18 protein-coding genes are annotated in these 24,671 nt (G+C 53.0%); 1 reads left to right on the forward strand and 17 read right to left on the reverse strand.

The window, feature by feature from the left end:
* From IT781_RS09680 to IT781_RS09760, 17 genes are all read right to left on the reverse strand, one after another.
* The coding region (locus tag IT781_RS09680; protein WP_255528676.1) for a contractile injection system tape measure protein at positions 1-1,167 on the reverse strand (1,167 nt) is incomplete at its 3' end.
* A 132-nt stretch (positions 1,168-1,299) separates the two neighbouring features.
* Positions 1,300-3,819 carry a hypothetical protein gene (locus tag IT781_RS09685; protein WP_194969953.1) on the reverse strand — a complete coding sequence of 840 codons (2,520 nt, stop codon included), beginning with the start codon at positions 3,817-3,819 and terminating at the stop codon, positions 1,300-1,302.
* 40 nt (positions 3,820-3,859) lie between these two features.
* A complete protein-coding gene (locus IT781_RS09690; protein WP_194969954.1) occupies positions 3,860-7,558 on the reverse strand; it encodes a hypothetical protein in 3,699 nt (1,232 codons plus the stop codon).
* Positions 7,555-11,406 carry a baseplate J/gp47 family protein gene (locus IT781_RS09695; RefSeq protein WP_194969955.1) on the reverse strand — a complete coding sequence of 1,284 codons (3,852 nt, stop codon included), beginning with the start codon at positions 11,404-11,406 and terminating at the stop codon, positions 7,555-7,557. The genes IT781_RS09690 and IT781_RS09695 overlap by 4 nt, the downstream gene beginning before the upstream one ends.
* A complete protein-coding gene (locus tag IT781_RS09700) occupies positions 11,406-11,849 on the reverse strand; it encodes a GPW/gp25 family protein (protein WP_194969956.1) in 444 nt (147 codons plus the stop codon). The genes IT781_RS09695 and IT781_RS09700 overlap by 1 nt, the downstream gene beginning before the upstream one ends.
* 4 nt (positions 11,850-11,853) lie before the next feature.
* The gene (locus IT781_RS09705) at positions 11,854-12,123 is read right to left on the reverse strand and encodes a PAAR domain-containing protein (protein ID WP_194969957.1); all 270 of its coding nucleotides are present in this window, start codon (positions 12,121-12,123) and stop codon (positions 11,854-11,856) included.
* Positions 12,124-12,132: 9 nt separating this feature from the next.
* Positions 12,133-13,899 (reverse strand): type VI secretion system tip protein VgrG, encoded by a 1,767-nt coding sequence (vgrG, locus tag IT781_RS09710; RefSeq protein WP_194969958.1) that lies wholly within the window; start codon positions 13,897-13,899, stop codon positions 12,133-12,135.
* Positions 13,896-14,591 (reverse strand): LysM peptidoglycan-binding domain-containing protein, encoded by a 696-nt coding sequence (locus IT781_RS09715; RefSeq protein WP_194969959.1) that lies wholly within the window; start codon positions 14,589-14,591, stop codon positions 13,896-13,898. The genes vgrG and IT781_RS09715 overlap by 4 nt, the downstream gene beginning before the upstream one ends.
* On the reverse strand, positions 14,591-14,776 hold the full coding sequence (locus tag IT781_RS09720; RefSeq protein ID WP_194969960.1) for a DUF5908 family protein: 186 nt from the start codon (positions 14,774-14,776) through the stop codon (positions 14,591-14,593). Before IT781_RS09720 ends, IT781_RS09715 begins: the two co-directional genes overlap by 1 nt.
* A gap of 22 nt (positions 14,777-14,798) precedes the next feature.
* Positions 14,799-15,236, reverse strand: a complete 438-nt coding sequence (locus IT781_RS09725; protein ID WP_194969961.1) for a phage tail protein — start codon at positions 15,234-15,236, stop codon at positions 14,799-14,801.
* Between the two features lie 12 nt (positions 15,237-15,248).
* Positions 15,249-15,686 carry a phage tail protein gene (locus IT781_RS09730; RefSeq protein WP_194969962.1) on the reverse strand — a complete coding sequence of 146 codons (438 nt, stop codon included), beginning with the start codon at positions 15,684-15,686 and terminating at the stop codon, positions 15,249-15,251.
* A gap of 52 nt (positions 15,687-15,738) precedes the next feature.
* Positions 15,739-17,700 (reverse strand): phage tail sheath C-terminal domain-containing protein, encoded by a 1,962-nt coding sequence (locus IT781_RS09735; RefSeq protein WP_194969963.1) that lies wholly within the window; start codon positions 17,698-17,700, stop codon positions 15,739-15,741.
* Between the two features lie 23 nt (positions 17,701-17,723).
* Positions 17,724-17,966 carry a hypothetical protein gene (locus IT781_RS09740; RefSeq protein ID WP_194969964.1) on the reverse strand — a complete coding sequence of 81 codons (243 nt, stop codon included), beginning with the start codon at positions 17,964-17,966 and terminating at the stop codon, positions 17,724-17,726.
* Positions 17,963-18,601 (reverse strand): DUF4255 domain-containing protein, encoded by a 639-nt coding sequence (locus tag IT781_RS09745; protein WP_194969965.1) that lies wholly within the window; start codon positions 18,599-18,601, stop codon positions 17,963-17,965. Before IT781_RS09745 ends, IT781_RS09740 begins: the two co-directional genes overlap by 4 nt.
* A gap of 1,150 nt (positions 18,602-19,751) precedes the next feature.
* On the reverse strand, positions 19,752-19,961 hold the full coding sequence (locus tag IT781_RS09750; RefSeq protein WP_194969966.1) for a dodecin: 210 nt from the start codon (positions 19,959-19,961) through the stop codon (positions 19,752-19,754).
* Complete coding sequence (gene murU / locus IT781_RS09755; protein WP_194969967.1) at positions 19,954-20,637, reverse strand: N-acetylmuramate alpha-1-phosphate uridylyltransferase MurU; 684 nt, start codon at positions 20,635-20,637, stop codon at positions 19,954-19,956. Before murU ends, IT781_RS09750 begins: the two co-directional genes overlap by 8 nt.
* Positions 20,634-21,587: an aminoglycoside phosphotransferase family protein gene (locus IT781_RS09760; RefSeq protein ID WP_228779049.1), complete on the reverse strand. Its 954-nt coding sequence runs from the start codon at positions 21,585-21,587 to the stop codon at positions 20,634-20,636. Before IT781_RS09760 ends, murU begins: the two co-directional genes overlap by 4 nt.
* A 138-nt stretch (positions 21,588-21,725) precedes the next feature.
* On the opposite strand from IT781_RS09760, the gene lptD reads away from it, so the two are divergent.
* The gene (gene lptD, locus IT781_RS09765; protein ID WP_194969969.1) at positions 21,726-24,668 is read left to right on the forward strand and encodes an LPS assembly protein LptD; all 2,943 of its coding nucleotides are present in this window, start codon (positions 21,726-21,728) and stop codon (positions 24,666-24,668) included.
* Positions 24,669-24,671 lie beyond the last annotated feature (3 nt).

Raw genomic sequence — 24,671 nt, forward strand, 5'->3', positions numbered from 1 at the left:
ATTACCGAAGAGGTCGGGAAATTGGGCTGTGGCAAGGGAGTCGGCAATCTCGTCAGCTGCTGTCGATGTCGTAACTGACGTTGAGATCTCAACCGATGCGCCTGGGTTTATTTGCGGGACAGAGGCCGACTGTTCTGTCTCGGCATTACCGAATGGGCCAGTGAACTGGGTTTGAGCAAAGGAACCTGCAGTCTTATGCGGCGCATCAGTTGCTGCCGATGTCATCACTGACTTTGGGGCGTTGCCGGTTTCTATCGCATGCGCAATGTCAAATTCTGACGCGACTGTAATAGTTAATGGACTTTGCCCGGATTTGCCCGGTTGCTGCCGGTCATCGCTTGATGCTTCAGGCCAGTGTCGTCTCAGCCAGTCGAGCAACGCTGGCTGATGTTTGAAATCTGCCGGCAGCGCTTGCCAGATGTCGCGGATCATCTGTATGTCAGCGAGGGCTGAAGGTTGCTTTGCATGCATAAACGCCGTCTGCCAGATTTGAGACTGCAGCGTTTTGGCGATTTCCGCTGGCAATGGCTGGCTGACCAGAGTCTGTAAAAGCTTATGGGCGATTTCGTTAACAGCAGGCGCCAGGTATGTTAGCAAGGTGTCTAAAAACGTTGTTGAGAACTGCAGCGAAAAACGTCTGGCGGCATCCGCCGTGGTTAAAGCGGCAAGCAAATCGGCATCAGCCAGCGGTGTTGTTTGTTTCCAGCTGTTGAGCAGAAATTGCTCCAGATTTTGTCCTTCCGGCAGACGAAAAGACCAAGGGAGCCTGCCGGTTCTGGCGAAGTAGACCAATGCTTCCAGGGCCGCCTGCGGCTCAGTTTTATATTGGATTGAACCTGCCTGTTCCTGAGCGGGATCGTTCTGCGGCAACGGGTGAATCCGGTGTCGGGAATCCTGCAGCCAGCGTTCGATCGCCTGGATTATCGCGGCGGACAAATTGTCTTCCAGTCGGTCGGCAGCTAGGGTGCCGACATCGATTTCCATGCGTTCAATAACTAAGTGAGCGTCTTGCGGGGCATAAGCGTCCAGCAAGCCAGCCAATTTGGGCGTCAACCATGTGTTACAAAGATTCAGCAACTGGTTATGTAATTCCCAGGCTTTGCTCTCGTCTCCTTTCAGGGTGACGTGGAGACTTTGCCGCTCGATGATATGATGGTTACCGCTCATAAAAATTCTTGTACTGATTTCTATTATTATGCTATCGTTCAGACACTGGAAGTCGGATAGGCATATCCTCAAGGGCGCATAAGGTAACACCCGAAAGCGCCTACTTCCCTTCTCTCCAATCAATCACAGTAGCTATTTCCATTTCTGGGCATCCTTCTTGCCGAAAATAACATTGATGGCATAGCCGCTTACCGAGTAAGCGCTTAGGATAGCCATAATGTCGTCTGGTTTAATCGATTTATCTTCCGTGTGAATCAGTAAATCTATATCACTATGCTGAGTGATTTTTTTGCCGGTGATTTTCTCGCGCAAGCCGGAAAAGCCTGCAGGAAAATTGTTTTCCGATGCTGTCCGGGATACCCAGCTGCCGTTGGCCCACGGGCCTATTAACACGGCTTCGACAGTCAGACCTCCTACGTTATAAGTTTCGTCTATAACCTTACTGATGTTTTCCAGCAGATTCTGCACCGATGCTGGCAAAGGCTTGGATGCCCTGAGTTTGATCATGTCTTCCCAGTCAATCAGATCCTGTTCCGTCGGCATGGTGGCGCTCGGAGATGGATACTTGGCTTGATGATGAGCGTTTTCCTGTAGCCATTGGTATTCACCGGCGTGGTATTCATCGTGCAATTGGCATAGGACTGGCCAGTTGAGGGGCTCCCATGCGCCTTTTTGCCAGCGATAAATACCGTCAGGAGTGTAGGCGTAGCGAATCTGGTTGCCTTGCAGTCCGCCCCATTCGATACGGAACATATGGTCGGCAAAATAGCGAATGAGAAATCTATCATTATCGCGGTCGTAATCGAACACCACTCCGTTGGGGTAAGCTTGATTCAACCTATGGGCTATGGCGGAAAGCTGTCCGTTAATGAGTTCCTGGATAGGTACGCTGACTTGCTTGGGAGTAAGCAGCTTGCTTTGGAGTTCGTAGCGGTAAATGACGATGACATAGTTATCGGCCAGGAGGTCTTTATCGGCTTCCTTGGACCCTGAATAATCACGGCGGGCCAAGTTGCTTAAATGCCGCTTGCTATCGAACCATGGGTATGAGCACTCATTTACCTCCACCCTACACAGACTACTCGAAGCTTCCATATGTTCTATGCGGTAAGGCAGCGCGAAATCGGCGAGTACGATATTGGCGTTGATTCCGCTTCCGCCATATAACACCACAAAAGTACCATCGCGCAGGGCACCTGCCTGATGCTCCAGGCCAGGATGTCTTTCCAGAAAATTTCCTACGGCATCAGTGCTGAGATAGAGGATGGAAAGCGGCAAACGGTGGCTTTTGATCAGCTCGCCGAGAGTGGTGGTGACAGTCAGCAGATTTTTGCCGACATGGCCTTCTATCCTTAAAAAGTTGTACGCTTCCAGATCATAATCCAACGGCTGGCGAACATGGGCAGGGCTATCGGCATCTTCATGCCAGGAGAGAATGTTCCGGGCCTGCCAGTCTTTGCGGCTGGCGTCCCAGTAAGGGCGCAGCTCCGGCCGGTAATAGAACGGCAGCGCCTTGTCGGACAGATGGCGATAACCGAACCGGCTGGGGGTGATTTTCAGCGGGTGTGCGCCGGCCGGTAAAATATTGAAGTTTTGCACCATCCGCAGGACCCGCTCGAACAAAAAGCGCAGCTCGCCGCGTCTGTTTTCGGCAAGGACCAGCGCCGGCGAAGGCAAAAACCGGCTGCGGTATTGCGGGTTGCCGGAATTTTTTAGGGCGCCTAATACCAGATGGCGCGGAAACAGGCTTGCATCCGGCAGGCATTCCGGCACGGCCTGCATCAGCGCAGCCCGAAGCTCATGATAGGCGGCGGTCAAGTCGCGCAGCCAGTCGTAGTAATACTGGATCGCCGGCTTGTCGGCCGGAAAATCGAACTGCTGATCCAGCTGGGCCAGCGCTGTATTGTCCAGGTCCGGGATCAGGAGTTTTAGATGGCCGTAGCTTTGGCTGACGGCATCCAGCAGTCGGTTGACAGCGGTTTTTGCATCCGTCTGATTTGCAAAAAAATTCTTATAAACCTGTTGGTAATTCTGCAAGTCTGCCGGTGCAGCAAAATGAACGCGCGCCAGCGGGATTTCCGGCAGTTGCAGCGAAGCATAGGCAGTCAGCTTGTTCAGCTCTACCAGCAGGCGCCGGACTTTGACTTCAACCTCGGAGCCCTTGTCATCGCAGTTATTGGGGCTGCAATTACGCAATGAAGCTTGTTTGAGTTCCAGCACCAGCACCAGCGCTTTATCATCCAGAAAACCAGCCGGTGCTTCAGTTAACTGGTTGACATTGGCATCGCCCAACGATTCGGCAGTCAACAATTCCCAGAGTGCGAACTGGGTATCGTTGTCTTTGAACGGCAGATAATGCAGGTCTTCGTCAGCAGCTAACTGGCGATAGGCGACCAGCTCCAGTTTTTCCTGCGGCTCTGCCAGCAAATAGCCTTCGGAGGTAATCCCGAAGCCCTTGGACAGAAAAATTCGGGTAGGTGTGGCAGGGGTGTCCAGCGCGATGTCCAGGCCGCAAACGATGCCGATGCCGGTCAGATTGGCCCGCGTTAGCCGCTGCTGATCGTCCAGATAGTCGAACAGCCGGTTGAGATGCGCGTTAGTCAATACCTGATTGGCTTCGAAGACCGGATAGCTGGTGTGTTGTGGTTGCATGGCGATGTTACCGTTATCAGATGGTTGAATAGGGCAGAGTTCAGGTGTGCTGCGAACCAAGAGCGGTACTGCCTAGCCGTACCGGGTTCTGATCACTACCGTCATCATAATCATGTAAAGTGGCTTGCGGATAGGTATTGTCCAATGCGGCCAATAAGGTGACGACTTGGTGCAGGGCGTAAGATACTTCCCGATAACCGGCGTAGCGGTTGTCAAGCAACTGCTGGAGCTTTTCCGCGGTGTCAGGCTTGAAAGTCAGACCGCTGCAAAGCGCCGGAAAATAGAGGGTCAAAGGCGTGAAGTCGGCGAAATCTTGATCATTCCAGGGCTGAGGAATAACGCGGTTGAGCATTTTGCCGTTCAGCCATTGATGGAAATGTTCACCGTAGCTGCCGAGAATGCTGGCGCTGCATGAGCATAAATCGGCAACCGGACCGTCAAGCCGGCCGGCTTTAAGGATGGCGCGCACCTGCTCGGAAAGCCGCTCCTCGCTCCAGTCGAAGCGCCGATTGACATCCAGCCATTGCTGCCAGGCTTGTTGGAAACGCTCGAATTGCCGGCCGCCGGTAACCCGTTGCTGAAAATACTTGGCCATCGACACTTTAATCTCGTCCCACTTTGCACTGTCCAGTTGGGCGGCGCAGCCAAGCCCGTCGGTTGTCAGCGGCGAAAATAAGGTCTGCAATTGGTTGTTCAGCACATCCGGCTGGAAAAACGTGGCGGCGTGGTCTTGATGCCAGTCGGTAAATGTTTGGTCGAACAAGGTATAGATGGCCAGGGCGCAGTTGTCGGCCTGCTGTCTCGTCAAAGCTTTATTATCGGGAGTGGCGGTTTTGGCGATTAACCACGCAGACAGGCTCTGGATCAGCGCTTCGTCCCGGCTGAAACCGTCGTTCGCCACCCAGCAGACTTTGGCTAGAAGATGCGCCGGCATTTCTTTGCGGATGGTGCGTTCGGCAAAGCCGCGCATTTCCAGGTCACTGTTGTAAGGCGCTGTCCAGCCGGGCATCACCCAGGTTAAACGGAATGAATAGGGATCTTCGTCGCCGCAGGCCGCGCAGTCGCCGCTGGAGCAGACAGGATAGAGCGCATCGCCTGGAAATTTGGGGCGCAGCAGTAGATGCTCGACGATGACGGCGCGTTGATCGGCGCTCCAGCTTAACAATTCGTCTTTAAATGCCTCGGCCTGACTTTTGCTGGCGAATAGGTCGGCGGCTTGCCCGAGTGGTTGGCCGTCCGCATCCTGCAGCAAGAGATGGTATTCAAGGCTGTCAGCGCCTGCCGGTTCGATCAGGTACGCGTCCGCTTTGCTGAATGCGGTAATCAGGCTGGCGTAGGCAAGCTGCTGCGCTGCCTCTGGCGTATCGGCCTCGAGTTTAACGTCGCCTTCAAACCAGATGCGGTACGTATCTTTCAGTTGATAGGCGATTGCGTAGCCTGCCTCGTCAGGCTCGGTTTGGGTCCAGGCAAAGTCCAGGTCAGGAAAGCCCAGCAGCAGCGCGACGCGTTTTTTAAGCCCCGCCGCATTGCCTTGCATGCCGGACGTTTTATAGTCGAAGGCCCGGTAGCGGTTAGAACTGACGGCAGGATAGGCCTTCAGAAATGTCAGTTTGTCTTCGATCAGACGACGTTGCGCGAAGGGCAATCCCTGCCTGCGGGTTAAAAGCAACGCATATTCGCTGAATTGTTCACCGAAGCGGGCCATTAAATGGTCGAGAAAGCGGTTGCGGCGCTGCTGAAATTCCTCTTCGGTTTCGGTCATTTTTTCCAGGGCGTCGAGGTTCAGGCCATCGGTCACCTCGTTATAGCCTTTGATGATCTCTTCGTTCAGGCACTTGACGAAGTAACTGCGCTGTACCGCCGGGTCGAGCGAGAACAATTCCGCACACTGGCCGATTTGCGCCAGCGCATTGGCAATGATTTGCTCAAATACCAGCAGATAAGCCTTAAGCTGTTTGGCCTGGGCCTGGCGCTGTTCGGAGGCATGGGTGGGCAAGCCTTCAGCGCCCACTCCGTAAGCCGGGGGCAGGCCGTATTGCAGCGGATAGTAGTCGAGCGGGTCGCGAAATACGCCGGCAGGCGCGGCCAGATCTTCACCATCTGCCGTTTGGGGGCGCACTTTGGGACGGTTCTGTTCGCCGCGCAACTGTATCAAGGTTGACAAGGCTTCGTCAGGCCTAGGCCGAAGCGGCAGGCCGTCTTTGAAAAACACAAAGCTCGACAAGTGCCGATGGAAGCGAGGCTGGTGCTGTGGCGTGATCAACAATTGCCAGCTGGCGCTGAGCCTGTTGCTGTTGTCCGCGCCGTAACCGGGATCGGAGGCGCCGGTAACCGGATTGCCTTCCGTGTCGTATTTGGCCAGCAGCAGGTTGTTGACCGAGACGATGCCGTCGATATCCATCAAGCGGTTCATGATGTCTGAGGCGCGCAGCGCCGTTCTTAACTGGGAGGCAGACAGCGTCTCATTGCCGATAAAGCCGTTGCTTAAGGCGGGGCCGTTGAATATGTCTTCCACCGGCGTATTGCCGGCCAGCCGTTCCTGTAGACTGTAGAATTCCAGCGGCGGATTGCAATACTGCTCGATGGCAAGCCAGATTCGGGCCTGCACCCGTTCGATATCGGCATCCGGCTTGACGTCTACGTCCGCACAGACTGCCACGTCTTCGATATCCACCACCTTGACATGACAGTAGTCTTCATCCAGATTGCGATGCTGCTGCAATGCCTGTTTGGCGTCATTTACCGCCTGGCGGGCGGCTTTGAGCTTATGGCGGTAGCGCTGCAGCAGGCCCGAGGCGCCGGCGTCCTCCAGTATGTTTGTCAGCTGCGCCAGCGTGGTCAGGTTTCGGCTGGCGGCATCGCCGAACAGGCGCAACGCGGCATATTCGATGACTGATTGCTGAGCGTCGCTGAAATCGATCGTGAAACTGACATAGAAGACCTGGCGCCAGTGATCGCGCAGGTAGTTGTCCTTTTCTGAATCCGCTTCTTTAGTGTTATCGCTGAGAACATCGTAACTTTTGTTGGCTCCCAGCCGGGTGACGGTCAGCGCGGAGAGCGGCGCGTCGCTGAAAAACGGCGCTTGCTGTTCGGGCTGCAACGTCTGCCAATGCGGAAAGCGCAGTTCTACGAGCGTGGCATGGGGGCGGCCTTCGCTGTCGAAGACCTGATAGCTGGCGGTAATCTTGTGATCGTTGAGATCGCCGAGTTCCGGATCGGCTTCGAGTTCCAGCAGAACGTCGTACAGACCGGCCACTTTCACCGGCGTCTGTTGCCCGGTTTGCGGCGCTTTATAGCCAAGCCGCAGCTGGTGTTTTTTGTCGCACCAGGCGTAATAATCGAAATCGCAGCTGCAAGATTGGCTGAATACCCAGGCATTGCGCACCGCGTCCAAATCGATCAGGAGCCTGCGAAAGTCGTCAAGGGTTACCGGGTTGACGGTCAAGATATCGCGGGCAGTAAAAAAGGCCTGATCGGGGTAGGGCTGAACTGCGTTTGCCGGCGGCGCGGCTGGTGTCAGCAGATCGGCTATCGGCCACTGGCTGCGGTAAGCGACATCTGTAATGGCATAGCACAGGCTTTCCAGAAGAGTGATGCCCGGATCGTGGGCGTTGTAATCGGTCCAGGTGTCGCTGGCCAATTGTGCGATAAAGCCGATGCCCTCCCGGCGCAGGTGGTAATAGTCGGTAGCGGGCGAAAGCTCGGCATGTTTTTCTAGGGTGTCAGGTATCTTGCTCATACAGATTCACACGGACAGGCGGCGCCGGTGCTTGATTGCTGAACCGGATCAATAGGGTTGATGCTGTGCTGCCGGGCGGAAACCAGTATGGAAATCGCTTTGGAGCCGGTAATCACGGCATTGTCGGCAATGCTGGTTTCAGTGCCGTCGCCGCTCTGGGCCGGATAGCGGTGGGCCAATTGAAAATCGGTCACATAATCGACATAAGGCAGTTCCTCAACGAAATTGAGCAATACCGAACGATAAACCTTGCCGCCAATGTTGGGGCTGCCGTCTTCAGTGAATGCCCAGGGCGAGAGAAAACGGGTGATGGCCTGATTTAACCGGCTGGTGTAAAAGCCTTTGTCCAGGCCTGAGTTGAAACAGACTTTAAAACGCGCCTCGACTTCTTCGAACTGGGGGTTTTTGACATGCAGCTGGACCGTCCCCGGCAGCCGTTTTTGCAAAAACGTTTTGATCTCCTCCAGAAGCCCCAGGCTGGTGTAAGGTCGCAACGGATCGCGCTCGTTGTGAAATTGCTGGTTCGGAACGGTAATGACCGTGACATGGCCGGGGGCTAGTTCGCGATAGATGTTCCTGCCGTTGTCCTGGTCATAACAGGTATGATTCAGGCATTTGGCCTGATAAATTTGCGGAAACGCTTCCAGAATCAGGTGTTCATAGTCCCAGAGCGCGATGGCCCGGTCTTTATGCCGTAAGCGTTCGCTGGCGCGGGTATAAAAGGCATCGGCCTGCTCGGCGCCCTTGCCGCCGAAACCGGGAAACGGCTGATGTATGCTTTTGACAGCGGCATCCGGAATGGCAAGTTTGCGGATGGAGCTGGCTGCCAGGGCTGTGGCCGGAAACGCCGGGTCGTTATCCCGATTACTGAAGGTGGCGGTTAAGCCCTGGGCGGCAACCCGCTGCAAACGGCAGACGGCATCGCTCTCGCTGGCGACGGCAGCCTTGATCCAGTACTGTCCGGTAGGCAGCAGGCTATTGGCCGCGGAAGCATCGGCGGGTATCTGCAAGGTAATGATTCCGGAATGCAGCAGTTCATGGCTGCCGTCCTGGATAGCGTTGGCGGCAAAGTCTATCCATTCGTTGTCGCGCAGATAACTCCAGTGGATATGCTGCGGTTTCGGCTTGACGGATAACGGGTCGGCGGTGCCCTCAGCTACCTGAAACAATAGCGCCAGGTTTTGCCCCGGATTGAGATCGCTGACGCCGATGTAGAATTCGGCCGCCTGACTGGCGGTATCAGTAAAGTGTTTGAACTGCGGCAGCAAATAAATAGCCGGATCGGGCGCGGCGATTTTCAGAAACGGATGCTGTTCGGCCTGTCCGAACGGCGCCAGATGGAAAAAACGCGCCTGGCGGTTTTCGAAGCCGGCTTGATCTACGCTTTTAAACGTCAGAAGTTGCGCAGCGGTATAGTCCAGCGTCAGCTCACTGATGAAAGGGCCTACGGGCGGGACTGGCTTTGACTTGGCAGGGCTTCCGGTAATGCCGGCAGCCTTGGCGGCAGCGCTTCCGGTAGCGTTGGCAGTCCCGGTGGCAGAGCCAGTGATGTAATCGATCAAGTCCTGTTCGTATTGGCGTTGCCCAAAGTCCTGCAGCAGTTTTAACCGTAAATAGCCGTGCCGGGATGCCGTGTCGAAAGGCGTCGGCGCTGAAAGATCGGGGGCATCGACAAACAGCCGGCTCAGATCGGTTGTGTGAGTGATTGCCGGGGCCTGAGAATTCGGGGCATTGGCAGACGGGCGGTCTGAACAGGCATCGTCAATGGCGGTCGATGTTGAAAAGCCGGGGATATCGGCAAACGCGCGGCTCAGATCAGCCGTCAGCTTCAACTGGCTGCCGGTGACAGGGAATTGCAAGCCCTTGAACTCCTCCCAGGCGCCGGCTTTCAGAAACTCCGCCCCTATTTTTACGTCTTTGGCGTCGGGGTAGGGTGCAGGCGGATTCTGCCATTTCAGCTTGAGCGTGCATTCGACAAGCCGCTTCTGGAAGGCTTCCTTGCAACCGATAATCAGGCTGCTGTTGGTCACCGGTAAAGCGCCAAAAGGTTGAAACGGCTTGCTGGTGTCGACCGGGCCGAAGTCGTTGCTGACCGTCAGCGTTTTCAGATCATTTACCGTAACGGTCAGGAGGATCTGATTCAGACGCAACGTTTTCAGCTTGTCATAGGCAAAATCGCGGCCTGGGTTGTGGGCCAGCTTTACCAATAACACCGGCAAATCGGTATCCAGACTGTAACCATGGACTTTAGCCCAATAAGGGGTGATGGCAGGGGCCGAGCCGTCCAGCGTCAACACGATTTGCTGTTTATTGGGCAGGCTTGCCGTTACCGGAATCCAGTCCTTTTTACCGCTGACAAAGCAGAGTAAATCCGTACTGCTGACGCGATCGGGCAAGGGGACAGGAAGGTTCAGCGTGATCGTGCGATGGCCTTCCGACAGCAACAAATAATGCGAGGCCAGCGCAAAGCCGATTTCGGCCTTGGGCATTCTGATCTCGCTCAGCGCCCCCAGGCTGTAAACTTTGTTGAAGAACGGATGCCAGGAGTGATCCGCCGAAGTCAGCTTGGCGCCCAGGCCGTCATCAGAGTCGGCGACAGGCGAGGCAAACAAGCGGCCGTTGTGCTGGTTTTTCAGGCCGGTTTCGCCGACGTCGCTATGGTGATAAATGGATTTCAGGGCCGTGACTTTAGCCCGGTTGGCGACAAAATCGCGGTCAGCGGCATAAACCACTTCCTTCCCTGACGCATCTTTGCCGGCTTTGAACAGCGTATCACGGTTAATCAGATGGGTGTCGGCCTGTCTGGCGAGTTCCACCAGCAGATGAACCCGGCCCGGCTCGGCGGGTTTTTCCTTGAGTTTAAGCACTTCCCGATAATAAAAATCCAGATGGCGTCCGGTCAGCGTGTTGACTTCGGCCCGCGCATGTTCGAACAGTTGCAGAAATGCCAGAAACAGCGCGTAGTGAGGTTCATGATCGCTGCGATGGCTCAGGTTGTTTTGCAACGCCTGCTGCGCATCGCCGATGCTGCGGGCGTAGGCTTTCAGAAACTGATCGAAAATGGCGGTAAACAGATTGTGGGTGGCGATATGGTTGAGGCGCTCGAACACATCATCGCTGCTCCCATATAACGAAGCATCGGGCGCAATGGCGGCGACATAATCGCTCCAGTTGGCGTGGTTGCCGGTGATCCAGTCGCTGGAGAAACTGGCCTGCTCGATGGATCTGAAAACACCGGCGCTGGCGCCTAAAATCATCAGTTCCGGACGCGCATCGGCAAACACCGGATCGGTTCCGGGAAAGGCTTTGTGATAAGCGATCAGGTTCCGGAAACTCGTTGCCAATTGGCTGCGAATCAGATTGCCCAGCACCGGTTTGAGCGGGTTTTGCTCGCTTAACTGCGATTTCAGCTGATCCAGCTGCGCAGCCAGGCTGGCAATGGCGCTGAACAGGCAGCCTAAGTGCTGCTTCAGGGCATTGTCTTTACGGTTTTTCTCGGCGATGCTGTCTGCGCCGGAGGCGGCGTTGCTGCGGTGATTTAAAAAATCGAAACTGGTTTTGAGGGTGTTCTGGTAATAGCCGATATCCTGGGTTGCGGCAATCGCTAGCAACACCGCGTCATTGCCGCCGAAAAAATCCTCCCAGGTGCCGCTGACGTTATGGCCGGCATCGTAAAATTGCAGATGCCGGGCATAGGCTTTGGCAAACACCAGCGCATGTTGCAGTTTGTGAGCATCGACAGGCGCGTAAGCCGGGTCCAGTTCGGCGAGGAAGCGTTGATCCTGGCGTGTGCCCTCATGGATCAGTTTCAAGGAGTTAGTGTTCTGATTGCAATCGTTCGCCATCATCAGGCCCCATCAGGTAGCAAATTGACGGTTGTAGTGAGATTAATGTCGGTGCCCTCTGTTTTGTAATAGGGATAGACGAAGTTGAACCGGGAGTTGGTGGTTTTGACCCGGTAATCAATCTCGATCAACACCACGCCCTCCAACTGTTGATCTTCACGCAATCTTACGCCGTCAAGCAGAATGCGCGGTTCGAAATAGAGAATGGCGGATTCGATTTTGTCGGCCATCAATGTCTTCATGCGCGTGTCCAGGTTTTCGAACAACAGCTCATCCAGATTACAGCCGTACTGCGGCAGCATCAGCCGTTCGCCTGGGCGGGTGCTGAGCAGGATTTCCAGGCTGGACGCAATATCGGCTTCCTCGGCCAGCATCTCGACGCCGGCATTGCTGCGATTAAAGGTGGGCGGGAAAGACCAGCCGCGGCCGAGAAAAGAGTTTGTCATGATGTCAGCCGCCGATTAATACAGTCGTGGCCCCAGGCGGCAGAATGGCGCCGCCGGCGGCTGTTGAGTCGCCGATTCTTGCAGCCGGCAGGCCGGCGATCATTACGGTTGCCGAACCCTTGATAATGGCATCGGCGCCGCAGCTGTCGCCCATGCGCGCCGCCGGCAGACCGGCGATCATCACCGTGGCCGCACCGGGCGGAATAATCGGGGTAGGGGCGCCCTGGGTAGCCGGGCTGACGATCATGTCGCTGACGCGTGCGGCGGGAAGCATGGCTGTCTCCTAATTGATCTGGACCAGGCCGCCCTGAATCACCGTGGTGGCGCTGCCTTTGATGCTGGTGCTGGCGCCGGAGACTTCGGCGCTGCTGGTGCCGGTGGCTTTAAGTGCAGTTTGCGCTTTCAATTCCATATTCATGCCTTCTTGCTTGATGTCCTGGCTGGCTTTCAGGATCAGGTCTTTGCTGCTTTCAATGACGATGCCGTTATCGTCCAGCGTGATTTTGTTGCCGTTCTGGTCTTCGAAACGTATGCCTTTGTCTTCCTCCGAGAGCAGAATCTTGTTGCCGCCCGGGGTTTCCAGGGTAATAACCTTTTTCTCGTCGTCAAACGTGAGCTTCATTTTTTCGCGGCTGACATAACCCTTGCGGTGGTTATCGTCCTTGGCCGGTTCCGGAGCGGGCTTGGCGCTGCTATGACACATGCCCAGCACTACCGGGTGGCGCGGATCGTCGTCAAGAAAACCCACGATGACTTCATCGCCGATTTCGGGGCGGAAAAAGGTGCCGCGCTCCTTGCCTGCATCCAGGGTGGCGATACGGGCCCAGATGCCTTCTTCCGACATGCTGATCGTCGGCACGCGCAGTTTGATGCGGTCTTCGCCGTCCGGATCATTTTCCAGCACCGTGACAATGCCGATTTGCAGGCCGCTGATGGCGGGCAGTAATCCGGCGGCCGGCAGCGGACGCAGATTGAAGGTTTCGGCGCAGATTTCCGGATTCAGGCCCAGTTGCACATCGGTTTCCCAGCTACCTTTGGCAAAGCTGTGGCGTATTCCGGAAACGTACAATTTGCCTTCAAAGCGCTCGCCGATGCCGGTGATTTCGATCACCTTGTCCGGCATGACGCCGGCAAAGCCTGTAAATTTCGCCCGGCCGCGCACTTTGGCCAGCCGCTCCTTGAGCAGACGGCCATCGGCCCAGGCCTGTAATTCCGGCTGGCTGAGTTTTCCGCCGTGTATCAAGGCATGGGGATCGCCGCCGATGACCTCGGCAAGGGTATCGGGACTGAGATTGCCGTTGTCGGTGGTGGCCGGTTCGCTGGCGTCGGTGCTGAGGACTTCCTGGTCGGCGGCGTTCCAGCTTTGCGCGCTGATGCCGGTGCTTTGCCAGCGGGCGTCGATTTCGGCATCCAGCTCCAGCAGGCTGGCGCCGTATTGCACGCTCAGTACCGAAGCGGCGCTGGCGGCGGGCGGCGCGATGCCGATTTTGCCGTCCTCGACTTTGATGACCATGCCATTGGCTTCGGCGCGGCAGAGCAGGAAATCCCAATCGCTGGCATCGTATTGCACGACTTGCTTCAGCTCGACCTGAGTGGCGCTGACCTCTTTTTGCAGGCCATAGGCATCGATGACTTCCTCCATGATGTCGCTGTCCTTTTTGTCCAGGTAATAGCGGCTTTTTGCGCCTATGGTCATTTTCACCGCCTCATCGCGGCAGTCGATGCTCAACTGGCTGCCGTTTTTGCGGATTTTGATGCTGTGTTTGACGATGATGCCCTTGAATACGGTCTCGTTCTGCGCGCGGTAACCGAGCTGGATCTCTATGGCCTTGCCGGGGATGAAATGCTCGGTGTTGCTGGCGGCAAAAGTGCTTTTTGCCGCCTCGCCGTCCTGCAGCAGTACCGTGGCGGAAGGGATGCGGTTGAGCTCTCGGCTGATATAGATCGACAGCACATGGAATTCGCCGGAAATTTCCGTGCCGTCGATCAGAATCGCCGCCGTGCAGACATCGGGCGAGGTCGGGGTTGGAATGGTCGATTGGTTAGTCACGAGGCTTTATCGGTTTTGGCCAGCGGCGGAAAGATCAGGTCTGTGCCGGGCACGAGATGGCGAAAGTTATGCAGGCCGTTGATCTGGGCGATCTGCAGATAATACTTGGGATCGCCGTAGATGCGCTGACACATCAGCGGCAGGTTGTCGCCGGCCTTGACCTTGCGGATATGGCTAAGATCGGGCGAGCTTTTGTTTTCTTTCAAGGCCCGCTTTTTTTCTTCGATGCTGCCCTTGAATTTGGCTTTGGCGATGGCGCGGATCGGCTGGCCGTCGGGATTGAAGAGCTTGTAGCTGATGCCCAGTTCCACCGCCCGGCCTTTGAACAACAGATTGCCCCATACCAGTTTCAGGTGATAAGGCTCGTGCGAATCGCCTTGATAAGCGGTCAGCATTTGCCGGAAGCGGTTGACGTCGTCGAAGATGCCGTCAGGCTTTGGTTTATCGTCAATGATGCCGGTGTTATCGAACAGGAATTCGAAGCTGAGCTCTTCCGGCAACGTATATTCGAAACGCGATTGCGTTGCGCTGGTGCCCTGGCCCTGACTGTCGGCCGTCTTGACCTTGTAGTCCAGAGTGTAGTTTTCCGGATTGATCAGGGCTTCGAATTCGGCTTTGGCTTCGGCGCGGCCGCCGCTTTCGGCGTCCTGCGCGGTTTCGAAAGCCAGGATCAGCATCTTTTCCAGGGCCATCAGCGTTCCTTTTTGTTTTGCAGAATCTGCAGAACCTGATCGACGCACTCGGCGATGATGGCGTCCTTGTCGACAGAAGCATTACCTCCAGCCGCACCGCCGCCGGCCGGGCCAACGGCATTTGGAGCTTCGGCCGTAGCGTCTATCGTGACGTTAATATGCAGCTCTTTGATCTCGATGGGCATAACTTAGCGCAGCCTGTCTTTACTATTGAATGGTGAAATAGCGGTAGGTCAGTTCCAGGGTTTCGATTACCACCGCGCTTTCGTTGGCGTTCAAGTCGCTGACCAGCCATTTTTTAGGGATGGCATGCGCGATTTTCCAGGTGCGCAACGGTTCGCTTTTTTCATTCATCAATATGACGTTGACGTCAGAGGCCTTGAAGCTGCGCTGATTGAAGGCGTCGAGAAACCACTGCAACACACTGGAGTCGGTCAACATGCCGCGCTTCAATACCAGATCGGCATATTTGCTGCGTACCGGCAATTTGTGTTCGAAACGGTTTTCGCCGCCTTCCTTATAAGCCTCGTAATCGTATTCGACCGACAAGCCTGACACCGACTGAAAGCGGGCGTCGTTTTTATCCTGACTGATGCCGAATTCGACTTTGTAATAAAAGCCCAGCGGAGGGTAGTAATCGACCATGGCGTTTACCGGTTACACCTTCATCAGCTTCAGTCCTTCGTGGGCGACTTCCAGGGTTTCCACCGCGATTTCGTTGGCATCGGATTTCAGATCGGGCGCCGTGATCTTGACCGGAAAACAGCGGGTGGCGGCCCAGGCTGCGACTGGCTCATGCTTCTCGTTCAGCAGCCGGATCACCAGATCGCGCCGGCCGTTGACGCGCTCGTTGGCGACCTCTTCCAGCCAGGTGTTGTAGTCAAAATCGCCTTCGAATTTTCCGCGCTTCAAGGTGATATTGTTGTTCTTGACCATGCCCGGCATGCTGATTTTGTTGAAGTCTTTACTGTCGCTGTGCCGGTATTCGATTTTTTCCCTTTCCATGACAAGGCCGGTCACTTCAGTGAAGCTCATTTTTGCACCGCCCCAGTCGACCTGGAAATGAAATCGGGGAATTGGATATTCTTGTGCCATGATGTTTATCCTTATGTGCTTGATAAATAATAAATCGTTCTAGTACAGTTGCTTAAGATTCAGCCATTTTGTGCGAAAACTGGAGAATGATGAATTCAGCGGGGCGAACGACGGCCATGCCGATTTCGATGATCATGCGCCCTTCAAGAATGTCCAGCGGCGTCATGGTTTTACCCAGTCCCACGGCCACATAAAACGCGTGCTCCGGCTTGATGCCCTGCAATGCGCCCTGGCGCCAGAGCACTGTCAGGAAGTTCTCGATCATGGCCTGCAAGCGTACCCAGGTGTTGGCATTGTTGGGTTCAAATACAAATTGCTCGGTCGCTTTTTTGATCGATTCCTCAGCAAAGTTGAAAAAGCGCCGGACATTGACGTACCGCCATTCATTGTCATTGCCGGCCAGAGTGCGCGCGCCGTAAACCAAGGTGCCCTTGCCGGTGAAGCTGCGGATGGCATTGATCGACTTGCCGCTATTGACGTCGACATTGAGAGCGTCCAGTTCCGATGCGGTAAACGTATCCTTGGGGCCGATGATAGCTGAGATGCCGACATTGGCCGGCGCCTTCCAGACCCCGCGGGTACGGTCGACATAGGCGTAAATGCCCGCTACGGCTCCTGAAGGCGGAATGTTGGTGTTACTGTTTTGCAGTCCGGCCAGGATCGACTTGTACAACGGTGATACCGACTGCAAGGCGTCATGTTTTTGCTTTTCCAGCACCTGCGCGCCGGCGACCACGTTAACGAGCCAGGCATTATTGACCTGCTCGAAAACGCTGCGCAGTGCCGGAATCACAGCTTCCATGCGCTCGGCGTTGTTGCCGGCTGAAGCCGGGATGATGTTGCTGGCGGGCACTGCCGGATTATCCGCAAAAATGCCCCCCCATTCCGCCGCTGTGGGCACGGTGCCGGTACTGAAACGGACAGTGTAGCCATTGCTGCTGATTTTCGTCGCCAATTCCTTGTCGTAACCGATCAGACTGCTGTAAGTGGCTTTCAGCGTTGAGCTGATCAAAGTCTTGAGATCGTTCTTAAAGCTGGTGTTGCTTGCCGAGCCGGCCGCCGCGCCAACCAGGACATCCAGTTTCCGCGCCACTTCAAAGATGAAGTTGACCAGCGCCCCCAGGTTTGGCGGGGTTTTGTTGGCCTGGTAAGCGCCTTCCAGGGCCGTGAACTGATCGCGCAACGTTTTGGAGGGCGTTGCCAGGGCTAGGGTGGCAGTGGCAATGGTGCTGCCGTCGGCGATGATCTGATCGTACTCGCCGATCAGGGTTTTGGTGGCATTGTCGCTGATCAGGTCAGCCAGCTTGAATTTTGTCGAACCGACATACAAGACATCCTTGAAGTGACGGTATTGCAGATTTTTAGGAAAATTGACCGTGAGCCAAGGCGAGTAGGACGCGCCGTATTTCAGGTTTTCGTTGCTGAGATTCGAGCGGAATTCGCTGCCTTTGGGATCATTTTCCTTGAGGTGAAACAGGCCTATGCGGTCCATTAAACTGTTGCATTGCGCAAGCACGGCGCTATAAACCGTGTAGAAGTCGGTGCCAGTGGTGAGCAGTGAATTGTCGGGCAAAACCAGAATGGTCGGTTCGTCGACCGCTTCCAGCGCGGCGATCCCTTTGCCGGCGGCGGTGAATTCGCCGGCGGTTTTGGCGGCCGAATCATAGGTGGCCACGGACACGATGTAGCAATCGCCGCCGCCGTTGGCATAAAACAGCCTCAGACTGTCGTAGAGATAAAACACCGACTGGAGGCTAGCCGATTTGAAATTCCTGTTGTCGTCGAGGCGGACATCAGCAACGCTCGGGGTGGCGCCAGAACCGAAATAGGTCTCGTATTCGGCAATCGAGCTGATCTTGGTCGGCTTATTGAGCAAATCGCCCGGCGTCAGCTTATCCGCTTTTTGGGTATAACCGATAAAGGCGGGAATCGCGGTTTCCACCCCTGCGATTGAAGGGGGAAACTTGGAAATTTCTTCGATATAGACTCCGGGGGTTTTATAAGCTGTTGCCATGTTTTTCACCGTTTAGTTTTAAATTATCCAAAGATTGCGGAGCTAAGTCCTGACGCTTCGGGTGGACCAATTACATCGGGTTGGGATATTCCTAAGCCTTGAGACGGCCTTGTTTTTGCGCTGATTTGAACCGGCATGGTCAAAGAAATCAGCGGCAGTGGCTCGGATTCAACAGTATCAAACGGCACACTGGCATCATTCAGCCCGCAATGATGAAGAATATGTGCCTGAAATAATGGCTGGCAGCGGTTTAAACGTGCGCTCATGATTCTGCTGCCGGTTCTTTGTGGGAGAGTTTCCTGGCCACTTCAGTGACAAGCTTGGCTTCGCTTTGCACCGCAGCGAACTTCATATCCAGCATGCGCAGCATATATATAACAAACGGGTACTGTTTTCCTCCCAGCGTTCCCCATAAATGATTTACCTCCTCCATTGAAGGGGAATATAAATCAAAGATCAATTTAAACGATTGCAATTGATCGAGAGGGTTATTGGGCGCATTGGCTGTTATTGAGTTGGGGGATACGTTGTCTTGCGTGAAGACGTTCTTATATTGAAAAAAACAAATGGCTCTGGACAGTGCCAATAACGCATCACTGTAATTGGTGTGAGTGGCTGAAACCAGTATCTGGAGATTGAGAAAAACAGGAGCGTTCTCATATCTGACTTTTAGTAAATCCTTATCGCTCACATAATTGGGCAGATTTTTTAGTGCTTTTTCTTCCCTGATATTAATTATGGATAAGATGAGCATGTCTCTCGCAACCCCGTTATTTCCGGAACCGCTGACAAACCCTTCCGCTAAATTACCTACGCCGACAGCGGGCATAGCCATTTGAAAAACATCATCAAGGTGCCGGTTCATCTCGTTGATTACAATAGTTAATGCGTGCGAGATCATCTAAAAAATCCGTCTTATAAAACCTTATTTTTGGATATATAAACAGTATATGTATTAATAAAAAATACTAAAACTCAATTAAAATCCATACTAAGAACACGGCAATTATATTCCGCATTACATAACTCCCGATATCCTGCCTGCTAAGCTAATGAATATCAGAGATTTAAATTGATCGTAAGTTTTTTTATTAATTTTAAATTTAATCCTGCCAGCAGCCGGATTCAGACTTACGTTACAAATAGCCCCACTATTTTGAAAATAATGATAAATATGTTTTTTATTTATTATTAAAATACTATGTCATTGTTGTTGACATTCTCGAATTGCTGTATATGCCATGTCCGCAAGAGCGGGTTGAATCAAGAAAACTGGGATATAAAATACCAATACTTAATAAATTTTTTCGTCGTTATTTTTTTACTCTTAAAATTGATAAGAGTCAATTATTTTCAATTTCTGAAAACTGGCAATATTTAATTAATTGTAATTGCTGAATAAATTTAAGAGTAAGTAATGATATTCGATAGGATTGGGATTATCTGAGGTTCTGTCGTAAATATCCATTTTACAACCAGGATGCCTATAAGGATGTAGGCAATAAAGCACTAAGAGTAGGTACTTTAGGCGATACAGTGCAGGTATGAAGGAATTAGAGCATCGCTGGAGAGATTGGCGAGAAGGCGGGGCAGGAAATCTAAAAAGAAGAGAAACTATTTAATGCCTGTAAAGGCGACTTCGGTCGCCAACAAGGCATAAAAAGTGATTGAAGCTGGTCCGCGCGCTGCTTAAAAGTATAGACTAGCTTGAGTCAGGAGACGTTATTTTTCTAAAGCTTGTTTCATTTATGTGTCCCTAGTCCAGGCTGGCGGCAAATGTCGCGATCACTCAAATCTGCGGAGCCCCTGTCTCTATGTGAGCAACGTGGTGCCGTCGGAAAGTTTGCCTTATTTTGTATGACTAAACGTTTCGGCAAATGCCCGGCCTGACGCTGTGGGGATCAGCCAGTTTCTGTTCTGCATCGAACAGCGAAGCCAGTTCTTGCACTGCAATGCGATTGGATAGGCTTATGGCATAAGCCTATCAATCACAATAAGCGAACAGTTTACTGTCTTTCCCAAATTAGACGAAAGCGCGACAGTTAATATCGTTATTCGGTCAGTGCAAATCCGATTTTTATAGTAACCTGCCAGTGGGCAACCTTGCCGTTCTCTATATTGCCGCGCGTCTCGACGACTTCAAACCAGCGCATGTCATGAAGGGTTTGGGAAGCCTTGCTGATAGCGTTTTCGATGGCTTCCTGCATGCTGACGGTTGAGGAGCCAGTCAGTTCTATTTTTTTATAAATATGATCAGGCATGATTGCTCTCTCTTTGCGTGTAGTAAAGGTCCAGTTCTTTAAGGCGCTGCGGCGTGCCTATATCCATCCAGAAGCCGCTAAATTTTTGCCCTGATACCCTGCTTTCCGACATGGCTGCTCGCAGTAATGGCGCCAGTTTTATTTTTCCGACCGGCATATTGCTGAATAGTTCAGGCCGATAGAGACCAATGCCGCTAAAAGTGAATTTCTCGGCGCCGCTTTCAATGACATTGCCGGCACTGTCAAGGCCAAAGTCTCCCTGCCTGTTGTGCTCAGGATTGTCGACTAAAATCAGATGAGCCAGATCAATATTCAGGCTTTTCAGTTCATCAAACGGGAAGTCTGTGGCGATATCGCCGTTGACAACTAAAAAGGTATCATCGCCCAATAAGGGCAGGGCGTTGATGATGCCTCCGGCTGTTTCCAGGCCTTCTTCGCCTTCGGGCGAATAGCTGATGACGGCGCCGAGCTGATCGCCGTTGCCGAGACGCTCTTCAATTTGCCGGCCCAGGTGGGCGTGGTTGATGATGATTTCATGGAAGCCCGCCGCTACGAGCTGCGCGATCGTATGTTCGATAAGCGGCTTGCCGGCCGCGGTCAGCAGGGGTTTGGGGGTATGGTCGGTCAAAGGGCGCATTCTTTCGCCGCGCCCGGCCGCTAAAATCATGGCTTTCATAGTTTGGGCAAGACCTGTTCGTGAAGAAACCGTCCAAAATCGGCCAGCTCAGGATAAGCGGCGCAAACGACGGTGACGTAATTCAGCGTGCGAGGTATGTCTTTCAGGTAACCGGATTTGTTATCCCGGATATGCAGGCGCGAAAAGATGCCGATGGCTTTCAGGTGCCGCTGCATGCCCATCAGGTCGAACCAGCGTTTAAAGCGAAGCAGATCGCAATCGATAAGGCCTGCCTGCAGGAGTCGCTGGTAATAGTGCGTCATCCATTGCTCAATCTGTGATGTGGGCCAGGCTATATAACAGTCGCGCAGCAACGACACCAGGTCATAGGTAACTGGCCCGATAACGGCATCCTGAAAATCGATCACGCCGGGCGAATCGGCGTCCAGCACCATCAAATTGCGCGAGTGATAATCGCGGTGGACGCACGTTGTCGGTTGCTCCAGTGCCGATGCGATCAGTATGTCATGCAGGCTGCTTCGTAGCGGCTCAGGCATGGCGATGTCCAGTGACTGGTCCAAGAACCAGTCGTCGAAAATGGCCAGCTCTCTCTTCAGCAACGGCTTGTCATAGGCCGGCAGTCCGCTGTCGAGCTGCGGCGTATTGGCTTGCAGTTTGAACAGGCTGTCGAAAGCGCTTTGATATAAACCGGCAGCAGTATTTTCATTCAATTGATCGAGAAAGCACTGCGAACCGAAATCTTCAAGCAGTAGAAATCCGTCACTGAGGTTTTGCCGGAATATCGTAGGCACATTGACCTGGGAACGCGCCAGCAGGTCAGCAATTCTGACGAAGGGCTCGACCTTTTCCTGGGGCGGCGGGGCATCCATGACAATGAATTGTCCTTGCGGCGCTTTAATTCTGAAGTAGCGTCGGAAGCTGGCGTCACTGGAGGCGGGTTCACAAGAATGGATATCCAATAGCAGATCATTTTCGAGCCAGTCGAGCATGGATAGTGCTCTTAAGTCTTCAGGCATCATGTAGAATAGTGGAGTTTAGTTATAATGCTGCGGCAAATTAAGGTAAAATGTCTAATTCAGCATTTTATTCGATTTGTGATTCATTAAGCTACTAAACTTATATCCTCTATGCGTCGCCGCCTATTCCTGGTCTTTTTACCCTCTCTCTACACATCTGCCGGTTCTGCCAACGAAGCAGCCTGGAATTGCGAACAAAGCAAAGACGGCAAGGGGTGGGTTTGCGTGGGTGAAGCAAAACCCGCCGAGAAAGCAAGCGAGGCGCCGGCTCAGACTGCGCCAGTTAAGGAAGCGCAGCCTTCGACAATTCCCGAGCCTATTCAGAGTGTGCAGCAGCCGGCTGCCCCCGAGCCCGCTCAAGCAACCCGACCCGTTATGCCTGAGCCCGTCCAAGATGCTGAACCGGCCTTGGCGAAGCCCGATGAAGATGTCAAGCCGGCTGAGACCGAATCCGTGGAAAATGAACAGCCGGTGATACACGAACAGGATAAGCGGCAGGTTGTAGTCAAGCGCCCGGTCATCACTGATGCCAACGAGCCTGTTCCGGTTGAGATAAAAGGTACTGAAAACAAAACTGCCAGAGTTACTGAAAAGCAGCTGCAACCGGGATGGAGTTGTGCGCCTGGCGAGGAGAATCAGAACTGGAGCTGTAACCTGGTCGGCACTGATCCAAAAGGCCAGGCGCAGGTTGTTGCTGCGGATGAACATCAATTCCGTCTGCTGGATCCGGCTTTCGATTCAGAACAGGAGCGGGTCTTTAACACTTTGCAGACGCAGCTGAAATATGATCCGTGGGCAAACTGTTCGGTCGATACGCCGGTATCGCCGCAGTTTGTGCCGGAAAAACACCTGCGCGAAACGTCACCGTTGGAGGTCCGGTCGGACTATTCGGAGCTTTTCGATACTGAAATCAGCAGTTATTGGGGCAATGTCCAGATCCACCGAGCCGATCAGCATATCCTGGCGGATACGGCGACTTATGATACGGTTTCGGAAACAGTTGACCTGCAAGGCGATGTGTATTACAGCGAAGATGAATTGGCTTTATACAGCGATACGGCCATGCTCAATTTAGCTACCGATCAGGCCAAATTAAGGGATACGGTGTTTATATCGCCGGCAGCACCGATCAGAGGGCGGGCGAAAGCCGTCTACCGCGACAGCAAGGAGTTGTCGCGCTATAAAGATGTTGCCTACACCAGTTGTCGCCCCGGCAATCAGGATTGGGTGGTCCATGCGTCCGAACTTAAAATGAGCGATGCAACCGGTAAAGGCTCGGCCAACGATGCCTGGCTGGAATTTAAAGGCGTGCCGGTATTTTATTCGCCTTATCTTTCGTTTCCTATCGATGACAGAAGGATATCGGGCTTTCTGGCGCCTTCTTTTGGTAGTACGCAGGACGCCGGATTTAATATTTCAGTGCCTTATTACTGGAATATCGCACCTAATTATGATGCGACTTTAAGGCCTCGTTATCTGACAAAAAGAGGCGTTTTACTGGCAGGCGATTTCCGTTATCTGACCCATATGACAAGGGGCAAGGCAAGTCTCGAATTTATGCCTGACGATTCCTTGCGCGATGAATCCCGGTACTTTGCAAGACTTTTGAACGATGCTCGGTTTACGAAGCATATCAGTTCACATATTGATCTCAATTATGTATCCGACAAGGACTACTTCAATGAATTAGGCAATGCGGTAAGCTTGACCAACTTAAGTTATTTATATAGTCAGGCAGATATCAAATACATTAATGAAGGCGTCTCTTTCATCAATCGCGTGGATAATTATCAAAATATTGATAAAGTCATAGCGCCGCAGAATCGTCCTTATCGGCGATTGCCTCAGAGTATATTGAACCTGAATCGAAGCTTCGATTTCATGCCGCTCGATACGGGTATGAACGCCGAATTTGTTTATTTTCAGCATGAAAAACTGGTCAATGGTCAGCGATTTAACGTTAAGCCGTCAGTCAGCTTTCCGATGGAAACTGCCGGTGCTTTTTTAAAGCCCAGGCTTTCTTTTCAGTACACGCAATATGAGTTAAGCGAGCAGCAACCGATAAATCAAGGCCAGCCGGATTCCATCTCCAGAGCGCTGCCTATAGCTTCTGTCGACAGCGGCCTGTTTTTTGAGCGCGATTTCGATTTTGGCGGAAGCGCTTTTACACATACGATAGAGCCGAGGTTATTCTATTTGTATATTCCTAAGAAAAATCAGGACAATATTCCATTGTTCGATACTTCGCTCTATGATTTCAATTTCAGCAGCTTGTTTAGAGAGAACCGCTTCAGCGGCAGCGACAGGGTACAAGATGCCAACCAGGTTTCAGCCGCCATTACTTCGCGTCTGATTGATCCTGAAACCGGCAAACAAAGGCTAAGATTCGATATCGGCGAGATTTTCTATTTCCGGGATAGAGAAGTCGGTTTATGCGGCGGTAACTATTACTCGCCATTATGCAGAATTAACAGGCCGATTGAAACCGGCAACTTTTCGAACTTGGTGAGTGAACTAAATGTCCAGTTTACGGATCATTTATCGGTTGACAGCGGTCTTCAATGGAATCCCGATATAAACGACGTCGTCAGAGGCGACGTCACGCTTCACTATATCAATCAGCCTGATGAGATTATCAATTTAGGTTATCGGTATAGAAAAAATACGGTAGTGACTTTTCCTGACCGGCGGAATGATATTATCCAGAGTGACATTTCATTCCATTGGCCTGTATACAATGACTGGTATGCGGTGGGTCGCTGGCAATACTCTTTGCTTAATAATGCCACGCGGGAGAGCTTCATTGGCATCGAAAAAGAAAACTGTTGCTGGCGTTTCCGCCTGATCGGTCGTCGCTGGGTTAACAGTGCCATCGTTAATGCATTTGGCGATACGGCTGTCAGTGATCTTGAGTTAAGCGCGCTCGATGTAGAAGGTGAAAGCCAGACTGGCGTGTTCTTCCAAGTAGAGCTTAAAGGCTTGACCGGCGTTGGAGAAAAACTGGATGAGTTCTTCCAGCAGAATATTTATGGTTATCGGAAACCGGAAAAATAATTT

It is taken from the genome of Methylobacter sp. BlB1 (assembly GCF_015476545.1).
Lineage (GTDB): Bacteria > Pseudomonadota > Gammaproteobacteria > Methylococcales > Methylomonadaceae > Methylobacter.